This window comes from Anaerobutyricum hallii DSM 3353 (assembly GCF_000173975.1).
Lineage (GTDB): Bacteria > Bacillota > Clostridia > Lachnospirales > Lachnospiraceae > Anaerobutyricum > Anaerobutyricum hallii.
The window spans coordinates 1-22,875 of sequence record NZ_ACEP01000063.1; the positions used below are offsets into that span (position 1 = coordinate 1).

A 22,875-nucleotide genomic window follows, 5' to 3' on the forward strand; every position below is an offset into this window, starting at 1 on the left:
AATGATTTTTTACAAATTCATAATATTCTGGAGAATCCCCAAATCCTCTAAGATGAATTCTGACTTTCCTCCAACTGCCAATGCACAGCTTTCTTCGAAGGCGTCTCCTTTGCTGCGCAAATCAGAACTTCTTTACATTAGAGATAAAATCAGCTATAATGATATTAAGTATTACTTTGCCTTCTTGCAGAAGGACAGAGAATCAGGGGTGTGAAGAATGAAGGTATTATTGTCGAATGTTTCGAGGAAAAATGGATATATGATTATAGATGTCTTTTTTTCGGTGTTGTCCGGGATGAATTATCCAGTATTAGCACACGATGATACTATGCTTAAATTTATTGATGTAGATGAGAAGTTTAAGAAGACCGAAATTCGCTATGATTTTCGCACCCGAAAGATTATCATGGGATAAAAACATTTGGAGGTTTACATGAAAGATTTAAAAAGTTTAAACCGTGTTTTATTAAAGTTAAGCGGAGAAGCATTAGCAGGAGAAAAAAAGACAGGATTTGATGAAGCAACTGTATTAAAGGTAGCAGAGCAGGTAAAGAAGATTGTTGATGATGGAATGCAGGTTGCGATCGTTATCGGCGGTGGTAACTTCTGGAGAGGAAGAACCAGCGAGAATATGGAAAGAACGAAGGCTGACCAGATTGGTATGCTTGCAACTGTAATGAACTGTATCTACGTTTCTGATATGTTCCGCCATGTTGGAATGAAAACAAAGATATATACACCATTTACTTGTGGTGCATTTACAGAGCTTTTCTCTAAAGATGATGCAGTAAAGAATCTTGAAGAAGGTGTTGTGACTTTCTTTGCAGGAGGAACAGGACATCCATATTTCTCTACAGATACAGCAACAGCTCTTCGTGCGATTGAAATCGAGGCAGATGCCATTCTTTTAGCAAAGGCAATTGATGGTGTTTATGACAGTGATCCTAAGGTTAATCCAGATGCAGTAAAGTATGATGAGATTTCTCTTGATGAAGTTCTTTCCAAGAAGTTAGGTGTTATTGATCTTACTGCAACAATTATGTGTCTTGAGAATAAGATGCCATTAGTAATCTTTGGTTTAGAAGAAGAGAATAGTATTGTAAACACGATGAGCGGCAACTTTAACGGAACTTACGTTACCGTATAAGAAGCCAGAAATTTATTTTGCAAATAATTCATACAGATATTGGAAAAAGCTTGACAATTAAGTAGGGTTATTGTAAATTAGTATCACACAGTTACAGAGCATGAATATAATGCAGGAGGACATATATTATGATAAAGAAGTTTGAAGACAAGATGCAGAAGTCTATTGAGAGTCTTGAGAGGGAGTACAATTCTATTCGTGCGGGAAGAGCAAACCCACATGTATTAGATAAGATTAAGGTAGATTATTATGGAACACCTACTCCATTACAGCAGGTTGGTAATATTTCTGTTCCAGAACCAAGAATTATCACAATTCAGCCTTGGGAGACATCCCTTTTAAAGGCAATTGAGAAAGAAATTATGCAGTCCGATATCGGAATTAATCCTACTAATGATGGTAAGGTTATCCGTCTTGTATTCCCTGAGCTGACAGAGGAACGCAGAAAGGAACTCGTGAAAGATGTTAAGAAGAAAGGAGAGGCAGCGAAGGTTGCTATCCGTAACATCAGAAGAGATGCGAACGATTCCCTGAAGAAAGCGAATAAGAATAGCGAGATTACAGAGGATGAATTAAAGGATCAGCAGGATAAAGTACAGAAAGCTACAGATAAATATATTAAGACTATCGATGGAATGATTGATAAGAAATCTAAAGAGATTCTTACAGTATAATATCATGGAAAGCAACCAGGCAGCCGGCGTGACTGGCTGTCTGGTTTTTCTTATGTAGAAAATGTACTTATAAGATTCCTTTTGCATTTGCTTTTGTGGACGGTTTTTTATCCGTTACGTTTTAGAACGTGTTTGAAAAATCATTCCAGCAATCTGCACGCCCAATTTGCGGTATATTTTGCCTTCATTCAGTTGACGTAGCCCACTACGCCGCTCTCATTCAGGCAAAATCTCCCGCAAATTGTAACACACATCTTGCAGAAAGCATTTTTTAAACACGCTCTAGAATTTGAACGCAGCTGATAAAAATCTTTTTACAAAATTAAGAATGGAGAGAATCTGCGAGTACATAAAAATATTTGGAGGATTACAGATAAGTGGAAAAGGAATTACATGGAAAGCTGCTTACAATCCCTGAACATGTGGCGATTATTTTAGATGGGAATGGACGCTGGGCGAAGAAGCGTTTTATGCCGAGAAATTATGGACATTCACAGGGAGCGAAGACAGTAGAACAGATTTGTGAAGATGCGTGGGATATTGGAATTAAGTACCTTACTGTATACGCATTTTCAACAGAGAACTGGAAACGTCCAGAAAAAGAAGTAAAGGCGTTAATGAAGCTTTTAAGAAAGTATTTAAAAGATTGTATCGAAAGAACAGCTAAGAATAATATGCGTGTCCGTGTTATTGGTGAAAAGAGCCGTCTGGATGATGATATCAGAGCCGCGATCGATGAATTAGAGGAAGTGTCTGCAGCGAATACAGGTCTTAATTTTACGATTGCGCTCAATTACGGAAGTCGTGATGAGATGGTAAGAGCGATGCATCATATGGCACAGGATTGTAAAGATGGAGCATTTGATCCGGAGGAGATCACTGAGGAGAAATTTGCATCTTACCTTGATACAAAGGATTTGCCAGATCCGGATTTGATGATTCGAACCAGTGGGGAACAGAGACTTTCTAACTGGATGCTTTGGCAGCTTGCTTATGCAGAATTTTATTTTACAGATGTACTTTGGCCAGATTTTGATAAAGAAGAATTAATACGGGCAGTGGAGTACTATAATACTAGAGACCGCCGTTTTGGTGGAGTCTGATAGGGAGGACAGCGATGTTTAAGCAGAGATTAATTAGCGGAATTATTCTGGTACTTATTGCTTTTGTTACACTGTATTATGGTGGATTTTTGACATTCTTTGTAGTGGGAGCTATTTCCCTGATTGGTGTATTTGAGCTATTGAGAGTAATTCAGATGGAGAAGTCTGCACTTGGAGTCATTGTATATACGGGAAGTGTATTGTATTATTTATTATTACTTCTTGGATTGGAACAGTATGTAATGCCACTGGCATTATTAGTATTGATTTTGCTTATTGCAGTGTACGTTTTTACTTTTCCAAAGTATGAGATTTCTAGTATAGCAATCTCTTATTTTGCATTATTTTATGTTACAGTGATGCTTTCTTGTATTTATCGGATTCGTATGCTTTCTGATGGAGCATATATGGTTGTTCTCGTATTTTTGAGTGCGTGGGGTAATGATACATTAGCATACTGTACGGGACGATTAATTGGCAAACATAAGATGTCTCCGATATTAAGTCCGAAGAAGACAGTTGAGGGAGCTATTGGAGGAGTAATTGGGGCAGGATTGTTAGGATGCCTTTATGGATTATTTGCGAAACAGTTCCTTTCAGTTAATTACAATCTAATTGTTGTATTTGGTATAGTTTGTGCTGTTGGAGGTCTTATCAGTATTATCGGAGATTTAGGTGCTTCTGCGATAAAGAGAAATTATGATATTAAGGATTACAGTCATCTGATACCAGGACATGGAGGAATCCTTGACCGTTTTGACAGTATCATATTTACGGCACCGATTATTTATTATATGTTAGTAATGGTGGTGGGATTAAAATGAAAAAGATAGCAATATTAGGTTCTACAGGATCTATTGGTACGCAAACATTAGATGTTGTCAGAGAACACTCTGATGAATTGCAGGTAGTAGCATTAGCTGCGGGAACTAATAAAGAGCGTTTAAAAGAACAGATTAAAGAGTTTCATCCAAAGCTTGTAAGCCTTTCTGATGAGAAAAAGGCACAGGAACTTAAAGAAGAACTTGCAGGGGAACAGGTAGAAGTTGTCTGTGGTATGGAAGGTCTTATTGAAGTGGCAGGAGCAGACAGCGCGGATGTTGTTGTAACTGCAGTTGTCGGTATGATGGGAATCTTACCGACAATGGAAGCGATTAAAAAGGGCAAGGATATTGCTTTAGCTAATAAGGAGACACTTGTAACAGCCGGTCATCTGATTATTCCGATGGCGAAAGAGTACGGCGTTTCTATTCTTCCGGTAGACAGTGAGCATTCTGCGATATTCCAGTCCCTTCAGGGAGAGCCGAAGGCAGCACTTGATAAGATTCTTCTTACGGCATCTGGCGGGCCTTTCCGTGGAAAAAGTGCAGAGTTTTTGGAAACAGTTACTTTGGAGGATGCACTGAATCATCCAAACTGGTCTATGGGGCCAAAGATTACGATTGATTCATCAACGATGGTGAATAAAGGACTTGAAGTAATGGAAGCGAAGTGGCTGTTCGGGGTGGATTACTCACAGATAGAAGTTGTTATCCAGCCACAGAGTATTATTCATTCGATGGTACAGTATGTTGATGGTGCGATTATCGCACAGCTTGGTACACCGGATATGCGGGTGCCGATTGAGTATGCGTTATTTTATCCGGAAAGAAGGAGCCTTTCTGGAGAAAGACTGGATTTTTCAAAGCTGTCACAGATTACATTTGAAAAACCAGATTACAAAGTATTTAGAGGCTTATCTCTTGCAATTGAAGCTGGAAAGACCGGAGGAACGATGCCGACAGTCTTTAATGCAGCAAATGAGAGGGCAGTTGCAAAGTTTTTAAAAGGTGAGATAAAGTATACGGACATTGTCCGTTCCATTGAAAAGTGTATGGATGCCCATAAAGTATCTGCTCATCCTGATTTAGAAGAAATTCTTGCAACAGAGCAGTGGGTTTATTCTATACTTCAGTAAAAGAAAGGAAAATTCATGCTGAAAATCATTCTTGCAATTGTTTTATTTAGTGTTATTGTTATTTTTCATGAACTGGGACATTTTCTTTTTGCAAAGAAAAATGGTATTTGTGTTGAGGAATTTGCGATAGGAATTGGACCGACTATTTTTGGAAAGCAGATTGGAGAGACGAAGTATTCGATAAAGTGTCTGCCATTTGGAGGATGTTGTGTAATGCTTGGAGAGGATGATGACTGTAAAGATCCGAGAGCGTTTGGCAGTCAGTCTGCACTGGCTCGTTTTTCTGTTATATTTGCAGGCCCATTTTTCAATTTTATTCTGGCATTTGTGCTTGCCTTATTTGTTATTGGGTTTAGCGGGGCAGATCCGGCAGTAGCTGGAGAAATTTCAGCAGATAGTGGAGCGTATGAGGCGGGACTTCATGAAGGAGACCGTATTGTAAAGTTAGACGGTTCCCGAATTTATAATTTTCGGGAGATTTCTCTTTTTAATTATCTACACAAAGATAAAGCGGATGTAGAGGTGACGTATGAGAGGGACGGAAAGCAAAAGACTGTTACAGTTACAAGAAAGAAAACAGAGGCTGGAACCTATGCTTTTGGTATTTCTATGACGGAAGATACAAAGGAAGGAATTATCGGTACGCTAAAATATAGTATTTTAGAGGTAAGGTATCAGATTAAATCCACGTTCCTAAGTCTTAAATATTTGATAACAGGACGATTTAAACTGAATGATCTCTCCGGCCCAGTTGGAATCGTGAATATGATTGGAAACACATATGAGCAGTCTATTGTGTATGGTATTAAGACTGTTGTGCTGAGCCTTCTTAACTTTGCGATTATGCTGAGTGCTAACTTGGGAGTTATGAATCTTTTGCCACTTCCGGCATTAGATGGAGGACGTCTCGTATTTATTATTCTTGAGATGATTCGCAGAAAAAAGGTATCGCCGGAAAAAGAAGGAATGGTTCATTTTGCAGGCCTTGTCCTTTTGATGGCATTGATGGTTATTGTTATGGCAAATGATATTAAAAATATCTTTTTCATATAAGTAAAACTAAAAATTATTTAAAAATGTTTATATCTTTGAATAACTATAGGATGTAAATAAACACACAGATAAACTTATCTTGCGCTATCCTGGCTGATTTATTTGGTTTATTCCGCAGGAAAGAGAAAGTATAAGTGAGGAAAAGAGGCTGTTGCGGCTATGTTTTGACAAAGAGAATTATACTTTTATTTAAAAGAAAATTCTCACAGTTTGAAGAGATGCATCAGGCTCTTTTCTGGCAATAGTGAGAAATGAGAAGAGGAGTATATATAATGTACAGAGAACATACAAAGGAAGTAAGAATTGGCAATCGTGTAATTGGAGGCGGCAATCCGATTTTAATTCAGTCTATGACAAACACAAAGACAGAAGATGTGGAAGCAACAGTGGCACAGATTTTGGAGTTAGAAGCGGCAGGCTGTGATATTATCCGTTCTACAGTACCTACTTTAGAGGCGGCGAAGGCACTTGGCGAGATTAAAAAGCGGATTCACATCCCAATCGTGGCAGATATACATTTTGATTATCGTATGGCGATTGCTGCCATTGAGAATGGAGCAGATAAGATAAGAATTAATCCGGGTAATATTGGTTCGGCAGAAAGAGTAAAAGCGGTAGTTGATAAGGCAAAGGAATATAATGTGCCTATCCGTGTCGGAGTAAATAGCGGTTCTTTAGAAAAAAATATTGTAGAAAAGTATGGAAAAGTAACCGCAGAAGGATTAGTGGAGAGTGCATTGGATAAAGTAAAAATGATAGAAGACATGGGATATGATAATCTCGTTGTCAGCATTAAGTCCTCTGATGTTTTAATGTGTGCAAAGGCACATGAATTATTAGCACCGAAATGTCCGTATCCGCTTCATGTAGGAATTACCGAAGCAGGTACATTATTCCGTGGGAATATCAAATCTGCAATTGGTCTTGGTATTATTTTAAATCAGGGAATTGGTGATACAATCCGCGTTTCTCTTACAGGAAATCCTGTGAATGAGATTGCTTCTGCAAAGCAGATTTTAAAGACGTTAGGGCTTCGTAAGGGTGGAATAGAAGTTGTATCCTGTCCTACCTGTGGAAGAACTAATATTGATTTGATCGGTCTTGCTAATGAAGTAGAAAAAATGGTTACAGAATTTGATGATTTAGATATCAAGGTTGCCGTAATGGGCTGTGTGGTAAATGGACCGGGAGAAGCCAAAGAGGCAGATATCGGGATCGCAGGAGGAAAAGGTGAGGGCCTTTTGATAAAGAAAGGACAGGTTGTTCGCAAACTGCCGGAAAGTGAATTGTTGTCTACATTAAGGGAAGAACTTGCACACTGGAATGACAAAGCGGACGAATAGCAATTATAGAATAGGAGCAGAGGAGGATTCATGGCACTAAGATTAATTACAGGAAGAAGCGGACAGGGAAAAACGGAATATCTGGTGCAGGAAGTAATCCGCCTTTCCATGGAGAATCCGCAGCAGAAATATTATGTAATCGTACCAGAGCAGTTCAGTCTTGAGATGCAGAGAAAAATGGTAAAGAAACATCCAAGACATGGCTTTTTTAACATAGATGTACTGAGTTTTCATCGGCTTGCCTATCGTATTTTTGACGAATGTGGATATCAGCCGGGAGAAATCCTTGAAGATTTAGGAGTATCCATGATGCTTCGAAAGATTCTTTCGGAAGGTGAGAATAATTTTCTTTATTTTAAAAAAAGTATGAAAAAGGCAGGCTTCATTGATGAGTTAAAGTCTATGTTAATGGAGTTTATCGGATATGGGGTAACCTGGGAGCAGGTAGAGGAAGTTTCTGAGAAACTCGGAGAGAATAAAGCTCTTTCTAACAAATGCAAGGAACTTGGCAGAATTTATGAACATTTTGATAAAGCGATAGAGGGAAGATTTATGGTAACAGAACAGATACTTGATGTTGCCAGAGAATTTGCCAAAGAAGCTCCAATGCTTACGAATGCAGTATTTTATTTTGATGGATTTGCAGGATTTACCCCGGTTCAGCTGGCATTTTTAAAGGAATTATTAAAGGTTGCGGGGCAGATTAACGTGACAATAACAATTCCAGAATTTGTGCCCGGACAAAGGGGAATGCCTGAGGATTTATTCACTTCCAGTAAGAAGACAGGGGATGCGCTGCTAATGCTCTGTCAGGAAAATATGCAGGAAGTAGAAGAGGTCGTAAAGCTTGACACACCAGTTTCTCCAAGATTTATAAATAATCCAGAACTTGCATTTTTAGAAAAAAATCTATTTCAAAATAGCCGGAAGATTTATTCAAAGAAGATAGAACGAATCCATATGACAGTGTGCCATAATCCAGATGGAGAGGCAGACTATGTTATGCACAAAATAGAGCAGCTTGTAAGACAAAAAGGTTACCGCTATCGCGATTTTGCAGTGCTTTCAGGAGATGTGGCCGATTATGCCTCTGCATTTAAACGAAAGGCAGCTATTTTAAATATTCCGGTATTCGAGGATACGAAAAAGAAAGTCTCCTATCATTCAGGAGTTGAGGCAGTTCGCTCCCTCTTTCATCTTGCACAGATGGAATATTCTTATGAGAGTGTGTTCCGTTATCTGAAGTCTGGAATGTCTAATCTTATAGATGAAGATGCTGATTATCTGGAAAATTATGTGTTGTATGCAGGTGTTAGGGGATATTCCATGTGGAAGAAGCCATTTTACAGGAGACTCAAGAATAAAGACGAGGCAGCGATAAAAGCACTTCTTCTTTTACAGGAGAAATTCATGGAAGAAACGGAAAACTTCTGTTCAGTTATGCGAGATAAAGAGGCTAGTGTAAGAGACAAAATAGAAGTATTGTATCATACGATGGTAAAGCTTTCTTTTGAGGAGAAGCTCAAAAATCAGGCGCAAAAAGCGGAGGAAAACAGTGACTTTGTAAAAGCTGCTGAGTATAGGCAGTTATATGACCTCTTACTGTCGCTCATGGATAAAATTGTAATGATTTTCGGTGAGGAAAAGATGGCGGTAAAGGAACTTGCAGAAATTGTGGATGCGGGTCTTGATGCGCTGGGTCTTGGTGTTGTTCCACTGACAATGGATCAGGTGGTTCTAGGTGATTTAAAGCGTACCCGTCTGCATGAAGTAAAGGTGCTGTTTATCACAGGAATGAACGATGGGAAGATACCGCCGAATATAGAGGACAGAGGACTTCTCAGTGATGAGGAAAAAGAAGTTTTAAAAAATTGTGGTATTTCTTTATCACAGAGCCTGCTAGAACAGTCGATGGAAGATGAATTTTATATGTACATGGCATTTGCCAAACCAACAGATGAATTATATTTTTCTTATTCTGTGACAGATAGTGACGGTTCGGCATTGCGGCCTTCACTTCTTCAGAAAAATATAAGCCAGCTTTTCCCAAAGTTGAAGAGAAAACAGTATCCAGAAGAGGAGCGAAGATATTACTTTAATCTGGAGGACAGTCGGGAATTTCTGATAGAAAGTTTTCTTCAGGCAAAAACAGAACCCGAAAAAGTACGGAAGAACAGGGCTTTTGTTATGCTGGCAAAGTACTGGTTAGAGCAGAGTGAGGGAAGGAAAGAACTGGAAAAATATGGACATTGGATTGAAAATGCATATCAGGAACCAGAACTTTCAGAAGAATTGCTGGAGCAGCTTTACGGAAAGGAACTTTCAGGAAGTGTAACAAGGTTAGAGCGATTTGCAGCCTGTCCATATCAATATTTTTGTATTTATGGTCTGGAACTAAGAGAAAGAGAAGAATATAAGATTCGTCCTATAGATCTTGGTAATCTTTTTCATAAGGCATTGGAGTGTTTTTCCAGAAAGGTAAAAGAGTCGGAATATAGCTGGAAGAATATCCCGGATGAAGTGCAGGAACAATATATTTCAGAAGCGCTGCATACAGCGATGGATGAGAATCTGAGTGATGTGTTCCAGAGTTCTTCTCGAAATCAGTACAAAATAAAAACAGTAGAGAGAATTATGAAAAGGACAATTCAGGTTCTGCGCGTCCATTTGAAAAACAGCCAGTTCGAACCAGATAGATTTGAGCTTAGTTTTGGAAAAAACAAAAAGTTAAAAGAGGCGGAAGTCCCGCTCGAAGATGGAAGAAAGATGTTTTTGCAGGGTGTGATTGACAGGGTAGATACCTGCGAGGATGATGATGAGATTCTTATGAAAGTCATCGACTACAAGTCTGGAATGAAAAAGTTTGAATTGGAAGACTTTTATTATGGACTGGAGATGCAGCTTGTCATTTACATGAATGCAGCGGAAGAAATTTATAAAGAAAATGAACAAAATCCCGATAATAAACCTGTTGTTCCTGCCGGAATCTTCTATTATCAGTTACAAGACCCAATTATAAAGGCAGATTATGCAGAAGAAAGCGAACTTCTTAAAAATTTCCGACTGTCTGGCATGGCAAATAGTGATGCGGATATACTGAGTAAGTTAGAAGAGGGCAGTGATGGTTTTGTATCTATGCCGATTCGTCTGAAAAAGTCTGGAGAACCATATAAAAATTCTTCAGTGATGAGTACGCAGGACTTTCATTATATGGGAGCTTATGCCCGGAAAAAGGCGGCAGAATTAGGCGAGAGAATTTATAAAGGAGAGATTCATCCAAGACCGTACAGAAATAAAAAAGGAACAGCCTGTGATTACTGTCCTTTCGCAGATGTCTGTGGATTTGATCCGAAGCTGCCAGGTTATGAGTACCAGAGTTTCCAGGGAATGTCTGTGGAGGAAGTCTTAGAAAAAATCAGAGAGGAGGGAGAATAGATGAATTACACAAAAGAGCAGGAACAGGCCATATTTTTAAGGGATAAAAATATCATGGTATCTGCTGGAGCTGGTGCGGGTAAGACAAGAGTTCTTGTAAGCCGTATGGCGGAACTTATTATGGATGAGAAAAATCCTGTAGAGGCCGATCGGTTTCTTGTTATGACATTTACGAACGCTGCGGCAGCAGAAATGAAAGAGCGTATTAGTTTGGATTTAGAAGAACGTCTGGCAAAAGATCCGGAGAATCACTATTTAAGGAAGCAGATTCGAAAGATAAGACAGGCAGATATTTCAACAGTACACAGCTTTTGTAATCATTTAATTCGTACACATTATAATGAACTTTCTATTGACCCTTCCTTTCGAATCGGGGAGGAAGGAGAGTTGTTCTTACTCCGCCAACAGGCAATAGAACAATTGTTAGAGGAGGCATATGCTTCTGGAAGGGAAAGTTTTGTGAAGTTTGCAGAGTCGTATGCACCAGGAAAAAGTGATAAGGTTTTAGAAGAACTGGTAGGAGACTTATATCGCTTCTCTCGCAGTTTCCCCAATGCTTCTTTCTGGTTTGAAAAGACAAAGCAGGAAGCATTGCAGCTTGCAGAGGCAAAAGAGTGGGACAATTCCCCAGCAGTAATGCTTATTTTCTTAAAAGCGAAAAAGGAACTTTTGCAGGAAAAAGAAGCGCTGTCAAAGCTGTTAAAGAATATAGCAGGGGAAGAAGTTCCAGAAAAATACGGTGTTCTTTTACAGGATGTATCAGAGTATGTGGAGGCACTTTCACAGACAGAAAGTTATGATGCTTATTATATGGTATTATCTCGTGGGCCTGTACCGGCCTTTCCAAGAGCGACAAAGAAAGATAAGGAATGGGCAGATTATGAGATAGTAAAAGAATGGCACCAGGAGGTAAAAGAACTGCTGCAAAAGCAAAAAGAAACAGTATTTACTGCTCCGGCAGAAGAACTGCAAAGAGAGGCAGCAGGTATTTATCCTCTTTTAGAAGAATATATTGTGCTTGCACAGCGTTTTGAAGAGATTTATCTTGCATATAAAAAAGAAAAAAATGTATATGATTTTGATGACCTGGAACATTTTGCACTGGAACTCCTGGTAGATCATTATGATGAGGGAGGGCAGGCCTATCCTTCCGAAACAGCAAAAACATTAGCAAAAAAGTATAAGATGATTTTTGTAGATGAATATCAGGACACGAATCTTGTGCAGGAAACAATTTTAGAAATGTTATCAGAAAAAGATAATAATACATTATTCACTGTAGGAGATGTAAAGCAGAGCATTTATCGGTTCCGCCAGGCAAGACCAGATTTGTTTTTAAGAAGAAATGAAAAATATCATAATGAGGAAGAGGGAGTTTCTATCGAACTTCGAGATAATTTCCGAAGTGCACCGGGAGTACTTTGTTTTACAAACTATGTATTTTCCCGTTTGATGGAAAGAGATTTTGGTGGTGTAGACTACAATGAAGAGACAGCTCTTCGTGCTGGTGAGGGTGGCCCAATGCTGGAAGATAAAGAAACTTCGGAACTACTATTCTTTGTAAAAGACAGTGTCCAGACCTTAGAGGAAGCACCGGAAGATGTACTGACGGAGACGGCTCTTATCACAAAAAGAATACAGGAACTGATAGAAGAAGGATATCATTACGGAGATATTGTAATACTTTTACGTTCAGGAGCCGGAAGAATGGAGCCAATGGCGGAGTTTTTAGAGAAGAATGGAATACCGGTAAGCTGTGAAAACAAAACAGGATATTTTCATACAAGGGAGATTACGATTATACTGAATTATCTTTCTGTGGTAGATAATGTGTATCAGGATATCCCGATGGCTTCGGTCATGCTTTCTTCTATTGGAGGTTTTACGGAGGAAGAACTGACTAAACTTAGAATTCTCGTAAGAGAGCCAATGAGAGAGCAATATACTTTGTATGACCTTATGTGCCTGTATTTGCAGGAGGGAGCAGAGGAAGAACTACGAGCAAAAATTCAGCATTTTTACAAAGATTTACAATATTTCCGCGAGCAAAAAAAGGAGCAGCCATTGGGAGTGCTGTTATGGGATATTTATCAGAGAACTGGTTTTTACTATGATGTACAGTTAATGCCGGATGGGGCAAAACGAAAAGAGAATCTTCTGATGCTCTTAAAGAAAGCAGAAGATTACGAAAAAACGGTATTTAAAGGATTATTTTACTTTAATCGATATATGGAGCAGCTCAAGTCTTACGAAATTGAGCTGGGTGAGGCCGGAAGCGGAACAGAGAATGAAAATGTTGTAAAAATTATGACAATCCATAAGAGTAAAGGTCTGGAATTTCCAGTAGTATTCGTCAGTGGATTATCGAAAAAGTTTAACCGGATGGATTTGACTAAACCGATGCTCTGTCATCCAGAACTGGGAATTGGAATGGAATGTGTCAATATCACATTGCGATTCCATCATCCGTCGCTTATGAAAAGGGCGATTCAGGAAAAAGTGTGGAAAGATACTTTAGAAGAAGAAATGCGTATTTTATATGTGGCGATGACAAGGGCAAAGAGAAAGCTGATTCTTACAGGAATAATAAAGGCACAGGACTTAGAAGCAGGACTTAGGCTCCAAATAAATACACAGAAGTGGAGAGCGACAAGCGCTATGGACTGGCTTCTTCCTATACTGGCAGATCAATTTCGGAGTACACAGTCGGAAAAGTCAGAAGAGAGGGAAGGTTTTTTGAAAAATCAGGAGACGCAGAAACAGGCGCACTCTGAGGGAGTAACTGCCAGCTGGCTTAAGGCAAGACTGGTTAACTGGGAAGAAATCCTTCCATTTTTTGAGAAGGAAAGGAAACAGAAAGAAGAATTTTCTTATCAGATTTTTATGGACACGGTTGTGATTCCAGCAGATGTATCTATGGTGGAACAATCATTTTCTTATGAATATCCAAATCGTGACGCAACAAAGTGGAAAAGAAAGTATTCTGTTTCTGAGTTAAAGACACTTTCTCAGACCACATTGCCAGAAGAAGAATCATCCATTATGCTGCCAGAACAAAATAACTTTGAGGAAGAAGTTAAGATGCCGGAATTTTTAAAAGAAGAAAAGTCTGAGATTGCAGCAACTGCCAGAGGAACGATTATCCATAAGATTATGGAATTACTTCCTTTTGGACAGATTCAGACGAAAAAGCAGCTTTTTGAATGGATAGATGCATTGAAAGGCACATATCCTGAATCAGAAAAGATTTCTGCAAAGTGGTTATACAGGGCGATAGAAGCGTTTCTTTTCTCTGAAATAGGAGAAAAATTATCTCAAATGGACAGACAGGGAAATTTGAGAAAGGAACTGCCATTTACAGTCGGGCTTCCCGTTTCATTAATGAATGCAGATACGCAGGCAGAAGATACTGTTGTTGTACAGGGAATTATTGATATATGCGGAGAGGCAGAAGAGAGTTTGTGGCTCATTGATTATAAGACGGACCGGATAAAAGAAGGGGAGGAGAGTCTGCTTCTTGACCGATATGGGAATCAGATGTTATATTATAAAGCAGCCCTTGAACAGATTTTAGGAAAGAGGGTTAGCGAGAGTTATTTATATTCTTTTTCTCTGAAAAAGTTTATTCCCGTGAATTTACAGGAAAGAAGTGGAGAGAATGCGTAAGTTTTTAAAATTTTTATCACAGCGTATTGTTATCGTAACTTTTCTTATCTTTTTACAAATTATGTGGTTTGTCGGAATGTTTCTAAAAGTGACTTCCTACAGTCAGTATATTACTGCGGCATTTAAAATACTGAGTATTTTAGTAGTGATATACATTATGAATCGAAGTGACAACCCGTCTGTTAAGCTGGGCTGGATTGTTGTTATTTTGCTGTTTCCACTTTTTGGAGGACTTTTGTATCTGACGATTGGAGGAAAGCAGCCGATATCCTATCTTCGTAGGAAGTTAGAGCCAATGATTGAAGAAAGTGCAAGACATTTAAAGGCTGACCCGGAGATAGAGCAGGAGTTGAAAGAAAAGGACGGCAGTACGGCTTCGCAGATTTACTATCTGGAGCACCAGTCAGGATTTCCCGCTTACAAAGACTCAAAGGTGGATTATTATCCATCAGGTGAAGACTGCTTTAAAGTAATGGCTGAAGAATTGAGAAAGGCGAAGGAATACATTTATCTGGAATATTTCATTATAGAAGAGGGTATCATGTGGAATACCATTCTGGATATTTTGGAAGAAAAGGTTAAAGAGGGAGTAGATGTCAGAGTTATGTACGATGATGTTGGCTGTATCTTTAACTTACCGTCACATTATGCGGATTTCCTTCGCAAAAAAGGAATCAAATGTATTGTATTTAACCGTTATATTCCTATTTTCTCTACGGTATTTAATAACAGAGACCATCGTAAGATTCTTGTTATTGATGGGGATGTTGCGTTTACCGGCGGAATTAATTTTGCAGATGAATATATTAATGAAAAGCAGCGTTTTGGATACTGGAAAGACAATGGTGTGCGGATAACGGGTAAAGCGGTTTACAGCATGACTCAGATGTTTTTGCAGATGTGGAATGCCTTTGCATTAGAAAAAGATAAACTGGATTATGAGAAATTTTGTTTGGAAGATGTGAGGCCGCTTGCTAAAGAAGAAAGAGGAATCGTTCTTCCCTATTCAGACCATCCATTAGATTCGGAGTTTGTTGGAGAAAGTGTATATATCAACTTAATCAACAGTGCACAGAAGTATATATATTTCTTTACGCCGTATCTGATTATTGATAATGAAGTGGTTACCGCGTTAATCCTTGCAGCAAAAAGAGGGGTTGATGTTCGGATTATCACACCGGGAATTCCGGACAAAAAGATGATATTTCTGGTAACGCAGTCTTATTATCCACAGCTTGTAGAGGGCGGTGTACAGATATTCCAGTACCGGCCAGGATTTGTTCATGCAAAGTGTGCGGTATGCGATGATAAGATTGCTACAGTAGGAACGATTAATCTTGATTACCGCAGTTTGTATCTGCATTTTGAAAATGGACTTTTCTTATATAATAATGATACTGTTATGGATATAAAGAAAGATATATTAGATACATTAGAAGATTGTAATCGTATTATGCCGGAGATGTGTAAGAAAAATATGTTTTTCCTGCTCCTACAGGGAATACTGCGAATTTTTGCACCATTATTATAAAATGTTAGAATACAATGGGGGAATTTTACGGTATATTTGCTGCGGATTTCTTATAGAAAACGAGGAAAGATAAATGGGAAGCTACGAAAATTTTGCGAGAGTTTATGATGAACTCATGGATAACGTGCCCTATGAAGAATGGGCAGATTTCATTTTGGCAATTTTAAAGAAAAATAAAATAACAGATGGACTTGTATTAGAGCTTGGTTGTGGAACCGGAAAGTTGATGTCACTTCTTGGAAATGCTGGATTCGACATGATTGGTGTAGATAATTCGGTAGATATGCTTCAAATAGCCAGAGAGAAAACTTCCCCGGAGTTTTTGTATCTTTTACAGGATATGAGAGAATTTGAGCTGTATGGTACGGTGAAGGCGGTTGTATCCGTGTGCGACAGTGTAAACTACATTACAGAAAAAGAAGATCTGACAGAAGTTTTCCGTCTGGTAAATAATTATCTTGACCCAAAAGGACTCTTTATATTTGATTTCAATACGGATTATAAATATCGTGATATGATTGGGGAGACAGTCATTGCAGAAGATCGGGAAGACGTAAGCTTTATCTGGTTTAATGAGTACGATGAGGAAAGTCAGTTAAACGATATTGATTTGAAAGTGTTTGTGCAGGAAGACGGAGATTGTTATCGGAAGTTTCAGGAAGAACATATCCAGAGAGGATATTCTTTACAAGAAATAAAGCAGATGTTAGAAGAAAGCGGCCTTGTATTTTTACAGGCATTTGATGAATACAGCAATCAGGAACCACGGACAGACAGTGGGCGTATCGTAGTGGTTGCACAGGAAAATGGAAAAGAGAAACAGGAGGAAACGGAATGAGTGATTATATTATAAGAGGAATGGCAGCAGATAAACAGGTACGTTTTTTTGCTGCTAATACAAAAGACTTAGTAGAAAAAGCAAGACGGATTCACAATACAAGCCCTATCGCAACGGCTGCACTTGGAAGATTGATGACCGGAACAGCGATGATGGGAAGTATGTGTAAGAATGACAGTGATATTGTTACCGTACAGATTAAAGGAGACGGTCCTATGGGAGGACTTGTTGTAACTTCTGATGCAAAGGCAAGAGTAAAAGGATATGTTTACAATAAAGACGTTATGCTGCCACCGAATGCACAGGGCAAGCTTGATGTAGGTGGAGCAATCGGAAATGGTGTTCTTACTGTAATTAAAGATTTAGGTTTAAAAGAGCCATATTCTGGTCAGACGAACCTGATAACAGGAGAAATTGCAGAGGATTTAACCTATTACTTTGCTTCTTCTGAACAGATTCCTACTTCCGTAGCATTAGGTGTTCTTATGAATAAGGAGAATACTGTAAGGCAGGCAGGTGGATTTATGATTCAGATGATGCCTTTTGCAAGTGATGAAGTAATTACTGCATTAGAAGAGAGATTAAAAGATTTTACTTCAGTAACTTCTCATCTTGACCGAGGAGAGACACCGGAAGATATGATGGCAGAATTATTTGAAGGAATGGACATGACGATTGAAGATAAGATTCCTACAGAATTCTACTGTAACTGTTCGAAAGAGAGAGTTTCAAGAGCGGTAATCAGTGTCGGCAAAAAAGAACTGGCGGATATGATCGAAGAAGGAAAACCAATTGAGGTAAACTGTCATTTCTGTAATTCCCATTATAACTTTAGTGTAGAAGAATTAGAGGAAATGTTAAAGGCTGCAAGATAACCTGCAGCCTTTCAAATCTGATATAATACATATGATAAAGAGTTCTCTATGCTTCCTCTGCTTCGTCATGTGAGTGGAACTTCAGTGGAATATATCCACGACGAACCTTTGTCTGAGAGGAAGGTTTCGCTTCTTCTTTTTCTACTGGAACGAAGTCTTCTAAATCGTCAAGGTCAGAATCGAAGATATCTTCTTCTGCCTCATCGGGAGCATCGTCTCCGCAGAAAGAACAGCCCTTGATGCGGTCTTTTAAAAGATAAAGTACCAGAGCTAAAGTTGCTGCAAAGCCTATCACAGACAATGCAATGGAAATAATACGATGTTTTTTCATGATTACGTCCTTTCTGTAGTCAATCGGCTGTGATTCCTCAGGCATACCCATGAAGAATCTTCCGAATGAAAGTATTGGTATGATTGTTATATTTTATTCTAATACTTTTTAAAAAGAAAATCAATTATTATCTTATTGTTGCAAGAAAACAGAGGCAAAAAATATAAAGTGTACTGCCTGCCATGAGGACTTTCAGTTAAATAACATAAAATATCAGTGATAAAGTGCAGGCTGCCTGAATGATTTTTTAAACACAATCTAGAAAAAGTAAAAAGATAAAAAGTATAGGAATTAAGAAAGGAGAATAGTAATATGAGCTATGCAGATAAGTTATTTATCGATATGTGCAGTGATATTATCGAAAATGGATACAGTACAGAAGGGGAAAAGGTAAGACCAAAATGGCCGGATGGAACTTATGCGTATACAATTAAAAAGTTTGGTGTAGTGAATCGCTATGACCTTTCTAAAGAATTCCCGGCAATCACACTTCGAAAAACATATATCCGTTCCGCTATTGATGAGATTTTGTGGATATGGCAGAAAAAGTCCAATAATGTACATGATCTAAGCAGTCATATCTGGGACGAATGGGCGGATGAAGATGGCTCTATTGGAAAGGCATATGGTTATCAGCTTGGAAAGAAGCATAAATATAAAGAGGGAGAGATGGATCAGGTTGACAGAGTTTTATTTGATTTAAAAGAGAATCCATTCAGCCGCAGAATTATGACAAATATTTATGTGCATGAGGATCTTCACGAAATGAATCTGTATCCATGTGCATACAGCATGACATTTAATGTGACAGGTAACCGCCTGAATGCGATTTTAAATCAGCGTTCTCAGGATATTTTAGCAGCAAATAACTGGAACGTGGTACAGTATGCGGCATTGCTCATGATGTTTGCACAGGTAAGTGGCTTTGAGCCAGGGGAGCTTGTACATGTCATCGCAGATGCACATATATATGACCGTCACATTCCAATCGTAAAAGAACTGATACAAAGACCAGTCTATCCAGCTCCGAAGGTCACTTTGAATCCAGAAGTAAAAGATTTTTACAAGTTTACAGTAGATGATTTTACGATTGAAGATTATGAGGCAGGACCACAGATTAAAAACATTCCGATTGCGATTTAAAAAGCAGATTATTAAATGTGAATGTTCTGACAGTATTTCTTTGATGATATAGAGCAGATTAAATAAAAATGGAGGAAGAAAGATGAAGCTTATCGCAGCAGCAGATAAAAATTGGGCCATTGGAAAAGATGGAGAGCTTTTAGTACGCATTTCAGAAGATATGAAGAACTTTAGTGCCATAACAACAGGTAATGTGATTGTTATGGGAAGAAAGACCTTAGAAAGTTTTCCGGGTGGCAAGCCACTTCCAAATAGAGTAAATATTGTACTTACTCATGAAAAAGATTATAATGGAAAAGGTGCAATCGTTGTGCACAGTGAAGAAGAATTGTGGGAAGAACTTTCAAAGTATGATACAGACAGTATTTTTGTGACAGGTGGAGAAAGTATTTACCGTATGCTGCTTCCATACTGTGATACAGCATATATTACTCGTCTTGATTATGCTTATGAAGCAGATACATGGATGCCAAATCTTGATAAGGAAGAACATTGGAGTATGGTAGAAAAAGGTGAGGAAAGATATTGCTTTGATCTTATCTATCATTTTACAACTTATAAGAATGAGAGACCAGCATTACATTAATGACAATGTTGACTTGATGTGGGATATCCATAGATATTTAAATTCTACATCAAAATAAATCAAAAGAACTCATAACGAAAATACGGAGAAAAAAAGGGGGATAATACAATGCCATATATTGAAGTAAAGTTAGCAAAACAGGCATCAAGAAAACAGGAGAGAATTCTTACAGAAAAATTAGGAGAGGCTATCACAAGTGTACCGGGAAAGACAGCAGCCGGGCTTATGGTATCCATCTCTTCTGATGAACACATTTATAAAGGTGGAGAATTTTTAGAATATGGTGCTTATGTAAATGTTGTATTTAAAACAGGTGTGACAAGAGCAGACTGCGAGAAATTTAATGAGGCAATCTTTACGATTATGGAAGAAGATTTAAAAGTACCAAAGGAGAATGTATATACGACGTTCCAGTATTGTGATGACTTTGGTGTGCAGGGTAAGTTCCTGTAACTCTTAATACTTCTTGATAATAAAATCTATAGCGATTTATAAAACTGTGCTGGATTGTCTGTGATGTTTTATAAAAGTACTATAGTATAATTGGAATATGATATAATAACTATAAAAAGGAAAACAATGTCCTTTATTGATGATAAGGTATATTAGAGCGTGTTTCGAACAGGCCTAAAAGAATGGTGAATAAAATATGAGCAGAGAAAAAGAAGAATTACAGGGAGTAACACTCCTTGGAAATCAGAAAACGAAATATCCGCAGGATTATGCGCCGGAAATGTTAGAAACTTTTATTAATAAGCATCAGGATCATGATTATTTTGTAAAGTTTAACTGCCCGGAATTTACGAGCCTTTGTCCAATGACAGGGCAGCCGGATTTTGCGACAATTTATATTTCTTATGTACCAGATGTAAAAATGGTAGAGAGTAAGTCTTTAAAACTGTATTTATTCAGTTTTAGAAATCATGGAGATTTCCATGAAGACTGTGTAAATATTATTATGAAGGATTTGATTAAGCTTATGGATCCAAAATACATCGAAGTATGGGGCAAGTTTACTCCGCGAGGAGGAATTTCTATCGACCCATATACGAATTACGGAAAGCCGGGAACGATGTGGGAACAGGTAGCGACAGAACGTCTTGTGCACCATGATTTGTATCCGGAAAAAGTAGATAATCGATAAAAATACGAACAAATTTTTGCGAACGCTTGTTTTTATAGAACAAATGTGCTATACTAACGATACAAGAAAGAATTTTTTATCAGTTTTATAGATTTTATAATTAGAAAGGATTAGAATAGCATGGCAGCAAGTAAGAAAGATAATGTGAATGCAGGCAGAGTAGAATATCTTGGAGATGATAGAGAGGGCAAGCTTGCCGCACTGAATAATGCGGTTGCAGCGATTGAGAAGAATTATGGTAAGGGCTCTATCATGAAGCTTGGAGATTCTGGTGCAAATATAGATATTGAGGCGATTCCTACGGGTTCTATCAGCCTTGATGTGGCATTAGGTGTTGGTGGTGTTCCAAGAGGACGAATCATCGAAATTTATGGACCAGAATCCAGTGGTAAGACAACAGTAGCCCTTCATATGATTGCGGAGGCACAGAAAAGGAATGGTATCGCAGGTTTCATTGATGCCGAGCACGCGCTTGACCCTCAGTATGCGAAGAAGATTGGCGTAGACATTGATAACCTTTACATATCTCAGCCAGATAATGGAGAGCAGGCATTAGAGATTGCAGAGACGATGATTCGTTCCGGCGCGCTCGATATTGTAATTGTTGACTCTGTAGCGGCATTAGTTCCTAAGGCAGAGATTGAGGGAGATATGGATGACCAGCAGGTTGGTCTGCATGCCCGTCTTATGTCTAAAGCGATGAGAAAGCTTACAGGTGTAATCAACCGTTCTAATTGTGCCGTTGTATTTATCAACCAGCTTCGTGAGAAGGTTGGTATTATGTTCGGTAATCCGGAAGTTACTACTGGTGGACGAGCACTTAAGTTCTATTCTTCTGTTCGTATGGATGTGCGAAGAGTAGAAGCTATCAAGCAGGGTGGCGAGATTATTGGTAATCATACCAAGGTGAAAGTTGTAAAGAATAAGGTAGCTCCTCCATTCAAAGAAGCAGAATTTGATATCATGTTTGGTCAGGGAATTTCCAGAGAAGGAGATCTGATTGACTTAGCAGTTAAGGTGGATGCAGTTCAGAAGAGTGGAGCCTGGTATGCCTATAAGGGTGAGAAGATTGGTCAGGGAAGAGAGAATGCCAAGACTTTCTTAAGAGAGCACCCAGAGATTATGGCAGAAGTGGAAGTTCAGGTAAGGGAATACTATAACCTTCCTACGGATACAGTTGTAGAGTCTGCATCACAGGAAGAAGGCCAGCCTAAAGCAGGAGATAATCAAAACGGTCAGTTTAACAGCATTACGACGGAAGAGTAAGACATGCAGTATAAGATTACACTGACAGATACAGGTAAGAAGAAAGTTTACGTGAATCCGGGAGTAAGAGAGGGAATCTACCTCTATCCCGGAGAGATAAAAAAGCTTCGGTTAGAAGACGGAAGTGAGTTAGAGCAAGACAAATTCGAGAGGATTCGTCTTGAATACGCTTTGCCAAGAGCAAAGCACAGGGCAATCGCTATTTTAGCAAAAAGAGATAAGACAGAACAGGAACTTAGAGAGAAACTGTTACAGTCCCTTACGGATACGCAGTCTCTTGAAGAGGCAATTAGCTATATGAAGTCTTGTGGTTATGTGGATGATACCCAGTACGCCAGAGATTATCTTTACTTTAAGAAGGGGCGTAAGAGTTTCTTGCAGATTAAGATGGAACTGCAGAAAAAGGGCATTCCTGCAGAGGTATTAGAAACAGTCTTTGAAGAAGAAGGCAGCCAGCAGATGGAAGATATACTAGAGCAGGCTCGAAAGTATATGAGAAAGTTCCCAGAACTTGATTTCCCAGCCAGACAGAAAGTTTATGCACATTTTGCAAGAAAGGGTTATGCAGGGGATCTGATTCGGGAAGCGATAGATAAGATAGAGGAATTAGAAGAATAAAATTTAAATCTCAATCATTTTTTGCTATGTATAACTTTTATGCAAAGAGGAAGTTATTTCCAACATGATTTACATAATCTGGAATTGAGCAGAAGTTTTTTTTATCCTCTTACAGCAAGAAGACTCCGACCTCTAAGGTGGGAGATGAATTGCGTCTGCTACCTG

The 22,875-nt window shown here is 38.6% G+C and carries 21 protein-coding genes; 19 read left to right on the forward strand and 2 right to left on the reverse strand.

Features of this window, described 5'->3' with window-relative positions:
- Window positions 1-217: 217 nt before the first annotated feature.
- The 3 genes from EUBHAL_RS15645 to frr all read left to right on the forward strand — a co-directional run bounded on the left by EUBHAL_RS15645 (window position 218) and on the right by frr (window position 1,821).
- Window positions 218-415 (forward strand): hypothetical protein, encoded by a 198-nt coding sequence (locus EUBHAL_RS15645; RefSeq protein WP_005346105.1) that lies wholly within the window; start codon window positions 218-220, stop codon window positions 413-415.
- Between the two features lie 18 nt (window positions 416-433).
- Window positions 434-1,147 (forward strand): UMP kinase, encoded by a 714-nt coding sequence (pyrH, locus tag EUBHAL_RS05485; protein ID WP_005346108.1) that lies wholly within the window; start codon window positions 434-436, stop codon window positions 1,145-1,147.
- Window positions 1,148-1,275: 128 nt separating this feature from the next.
- The gene (gene frr / locus EUBHAL_RS05490; protein WP_005346111.1) at window positions 1,276-1,821 is read left to right on the forward strand and encodes a ribosome recycling factor; all 546 of its coding nucleotides are present in this window, start codon (window positions 1,276-1,278) and stop codon (window positions 1,819-1,821) included.
- A 114-nt stretch (window positions 1,822-1,935) separates the two neighbouring features.
- Here frr and EUBHAL_RS16760 read toward each other — a convergent pair whose 3' ends face one another.
- Window positions 1,936-1,980, reverse strand: a complete 45-nt coding sequence (locus tag EUBHAL_RS16760; RefSeq protein ID WP_308806071.1) for a DUF6783 domain-containing protein — start codon at window positions 1,978-1,980, stop codon at window positions 1,936-1,938.
- Window positions 1,981-2,198: 218 nt separating this feature from the next.
- Here EUBHAL_RS16760 and EUBHAL_RS05495 point away from each other — a divergent pair, with 218 nt between their 5' ends.
- From EUBHAL_RS05495 to hslO, 10 genes are all read left to right on the forward strand, one after another.
- Window positions 2,199-2,924 (forward strand): isoprenyl transferase, encoded by a 726-nt coding sequence (locus tag EUBHAL_RS05495; protein ID WP_005346120.1) that lies wholly within the window; start codon window positions 2,199-2,201, stop codon window positions 2,922-2,924.
- Window positions 2,925-2,938: 14 nt separating this feature from the next.
- Window positions 2,939-3,748: a phosphatidate cytidylyltransferase gene (locus EUBHAL_RS05500; RefSeq protein ID WP_005346123.1), complete on the forward strand. Its 810-nt coding sequence runs from the start codon at window positions 2,939-2,941 to the stop codon at window positions 3,746-3,748.
- Window positions 3,745-4,881 carry a 1-deoxy-D-xylulose-5-phosphate reductoisomerase gene (dxr, locus tag EUBHAL_RS05505; RefSeq protein ID WP_005346126.1) on the forward strand — a complete coding sequence of 379 codons (1,137 nt, stop codon included), beginning with the start codon at window positions 3,745-3,747 and terminating at the stop codon, window positions 4,879-4,881. The genes EUBHAL_RS05500 and dxr overlap by 4 nt, the downstream gene beginning before the upstream one ends.
- 15 nt (window positions 4,882-4,896) lie before the next feature.
- Window positions 4,897-5,934, forward strand: a complete 1,038-nt coding sequence (gene rseP, locus EUBHAL_RS05510; protein WP_005346129.1) for an RIP metalloprotease RseP — start codon at window positions 4,897-4,899, stop codon at window positions 5,932-5,934.
- A 272-nt stretch (window positions 5,935-6,206) separates the two neighbouring features.
- Window positions 6,207-7,277, forward strand: a complete 1,071-nt coding sequence (gene ispG, locus EUBHAL_RS05515) for a flavodoxin-dependent (E)-4-hydroxy-3-methylbut-2-enyl-diphosphate synthase (RefSeq protein ID WP_005346132.1) — start codon at window positions 6,207-6,209, stop codon at window positions 7,275-7,277.
- Between the two features lie 30 nt (window positions 7,278-7,307).
- Entirely contained in the window at window positions 7,308-10,712 is a 3,405-nt protein-coding gene (locus EUBHAL_RS05520; RefSeq protein ID WP_005346134.1) for a PD-(D/E)XK nuclease family protein, read from the forward strand.
- Window positions 10,713-14,378 carry a helicase-exonuclease AddAB subunit AddA gene (gene addA, locus EUBHAL_RS05525; protein WP_005346138.1) on the forward strand — a complete coding sequence of 1,222 codons (3,666 nt, stop codon included), beginning with the start codon at window positions 10,713-10,715 and terminating at the stop codon, window positions 14,376-14,378.
- Window positions 14,371-15,909 (forward strand): cardiolipin synthase, encoded by a 1,539-nt coding sequence (gene cls, locus EUBHAL_RS05530; RefSeq protein WP_005346140.1) that lies wholly within the window; start codon window positions 14,371-14,373, stop codon window positions 15,907-15,909. Before addA ends, cls begins: the two co-directional genes overlap by 8 nt.
- Before the next feature lie 73 nt (window positions 15,910-15,982).
- Window positions 15,983-16,747, forward strand: coding sequence for a class I SAM-dependent DNA methyltransferase (locus tag EUBHAL_RS05535; protein WP_005346142.1), 765 nt, complete (start codon window positions 15,983-15,985; stop codon window positions 16,745-16,747).
- The gene (gene hslO / locus EUBHAL_RS05540) at window positions 16,744-17,622 is read left to right on the forward strand and encodes an Hsp33 family molecular chaperone HslO (protein ID WP_005346146.1); all 879 of its coding nucleotides are present in this window, start codon (window positions 16,744-16,746) and stop codon (window positions 17,620-17,622) included. Before EUBHAL_RS05535 ends, hslO begins: the two co-directional genes overlap by 4 nt.
- 46 nt (window positions 17,623-17,668) lie before the next feature.
- Here the strand turns inward: hslO and EUBHAL_RS05545 are convergent, their stop codons facing one another.
- Window positions 17,669-18,004, reverse strand: coding sequence for a hypothetical protein (locus EUBHAL_RS05545; protein ID WP_005346149.1), 336 nt, complete (start codon window positions 18,002-18,004; stop codon window positions 17,669-17,671).
- Window positions 18,005-18,265: 261 nt separating this feature from the next.
- On the opposite strand from EUBHAL_RS05545, the gene thyA reads away from it, so the two are divergent.
- The 6 genes from thyA to EUBHAL_RS05575 all read left to right on the forward strand — a co-directional run bounded on the left by thyA (window position 18,266) and on the right by EUBHAL_RS05575 (window position 22,710).
- Complete coding sequence (gene thyA, locus EUBHAL_RS05550; protein WP_005346152.1) at window positions 18,266-19,096, forward strand: thymidylate synthase; 831 nt, start codon at window positions 18,266-18,268, stop codon at window positions 19,094-19,096.
- An 82-nt stretch (window positions 19,097-19,178) separates the two neighbouring features.
- Window positions 19,179-19,682, forward strand: coding sequence for a dihydrofolate reductase (locus EUBHAL_RS05555; RefSeq protein WP_005346156.1), 504 nt, complete (start codon window positions 19,179-19,181; stop codon window positions 19,680-19,682).
- A 108-nt stretch (window positions 19,683-19,790) separates the two neighbouring features.
- On the forward strand, window positions 19,791-20,135 hold the full coding sequence (locus tag EUBHAL_RS05560; protein WP_005346167.1) for a tautomerase family protein: 345 nt from the start codon (window positions 19,791-19,793) through the stop codon (window positions 20,133-20,135).
- A gap of 196 nt (window positions 20,136-20,331) precedes the next feature.
- Window positions 20,332-20,826, forward strand: a complete 495-nt coding sequence (gene queF, locus EUBHAL_RS05565; RefSeq protein ID WP_005346171.1) for a preQ(1) synthase — start codon at window positions 20,332-20,334, stop codon at window positions 20,824-20,826.
- 120 nt (window positions 20,827-20,946) lie between these two features.
- Complete coding sequence (gene recA, locus EUBHAL_RS05570) at window positions 20,947-22,092, forward strand: recombinase RecA (RefSeq protein ID WP_005346173.1); 1,146 nt, start codon at window positions 20,947-20,949, stop codon at window positions 22,090-22,092.
- Window positions 22,093-22,095: 3 nt separating this feature from the next.
- On the forward strand, window positions 22,096-22,710 hold the full coding sequence (locus EUBHAL_RS05575; protein ID WP_005346177.1) for a regulatory protein RecX: 615 nt from the start codon (window positions 22,096-22,098) through the stop codon (window positions 22,708-22,710).
- Window positions 22,711-22,875: the final 165 nt, after the last annotated feature.

Excerpts from the sequence above, each read along its gene's own strand:
- rseP (WP_005346129.1), top strand. The coding sequence starts at position 4,897 with ATGCTGAAAATCATTCTTGCAATTGTTTTATTTAGTGTTATTGTTATT.
- cls (WP_005346140.1), top strand. The coding sequence starts at position 14,371 with ATGCGTAAGTTTTTAAAATTTTTATCACAGCGTATTGTTATCGTAACT.
- EUBHAL_RS05560 (WP_005346167.1), top strand. The coding sequence starts at position 19,791 with ATGCCATATATTGAAGTAAAGTTAGCAAAACAGGCATCAAGAAAACAG.
- EUBHAL_RS05520 (WP_005346134.1), top strand. The coding sequence starts at position 7,308 with ATGGCACTAAGATTAATTACAGGAAGAAGCGGACAGGGAAAAACGGAA.
- queF (WP_005346171.1), top strand. The coding sequence starts at position 20,332 with ATGAGCAGAGAAAAAGAAGAATTACAGGGAGTAACACTCCTTGGAAAT.
- EUBHAL_RS05545 (WP_005346149.1), bottom strand. The coding sequence starts at position 18,004 with ATGGGTATGCCTGAGGAATCACAGCCGATTGACTACAGAAAGGACGTA.
- EUBHAL_RS15645 (WP_005346105.1), top strand. The coding sequence starts at position 218 with ATGAAGGTATTATTGTCGAATGTTTCGAGGAAAAATGGATATATGATT.
- ispG (WP_005346132.1), top strand. The coding sequence starts at position 6,207 with ATGTACAGAGAACATACAAAGGAAGTAAGAATTGGCAATCGTGTAATT.
- EUBHAL_RS05500 (WP_005346123.1), top strand. The coding sequence starts at position 2,939 with ATGTTTAAGCAGAGATTAATTAGCGGAATTATTCTGGTACTTATTGCT.
- addA (WP_005346138.1), top strand. The coding sequence starts at position 10,713 with ATGAATTACACAAAAGAGCAGGAACAGGCCATATTTTTAAGGGATAAA.
- EUBHAL_RS05555 (WP_005346156.1), top strand. The coding sequence starts at position 19,179 with ATGAAGCTTATCGCAGCAGCAGATAAAAATTGGGCCATTGGAAAAGAT.
- pyrH (WP_005346108.1), top strand. The coding sequence starts at position 434 with ATGAAAGATTTAAAAAGTTTAAACCGTGTTTTATTAAAGTTAAGCGGA.
- hslO (WP_005346146.1), top strand. The coding sequence starts at position 16,744 with ATGAGTGATTATATTATAAGAGGAATGGCAGCAGATAAACAGGTACGT.
- recA (WP_005346173.1), top strand. The coding sequence starts at position 20,947 with ATGGCAGCAAGTAAGAAAGATAATGTGAATGCAGGCAGAGTAGAATAT.
- dxr (WP_005346126.1), top strand. The coding sequence starts at position 3,745 with ATGAAAAAGATAGCAATATTAGGTTCTACAGGATCTATTGGTACGCAA.
- frr (WP_005346111.1), top strand. The coding sequence starts at position 1,276 with ATGATAAAGAAGTTTGAAGACAAGATGCAGAAGTCTATTGAGAGTCTT.
- thyA (WP_005346152.1), top strand. The coding sequence starts at position 18,266 with ATGAGCTATGCAGATAAGTTATTTATCGATATGTGCAGTGATATTATC.
- EUBHAL_RS05575 (WP_005346177.1), top strand. The coding sequence starts at position 22,096 with ATGCAGTATAAGATTACACTGACAGATACAGGTAAGAAGAAAGTTTAC.
- EUBHAL_RS05535 (WP_005346142.1), top strand. The coding sequence starts at position 15,983 with ATGGGAAGCTACGAAAATTTTGCGAGAGTTTATGATGAACTCATGGAT.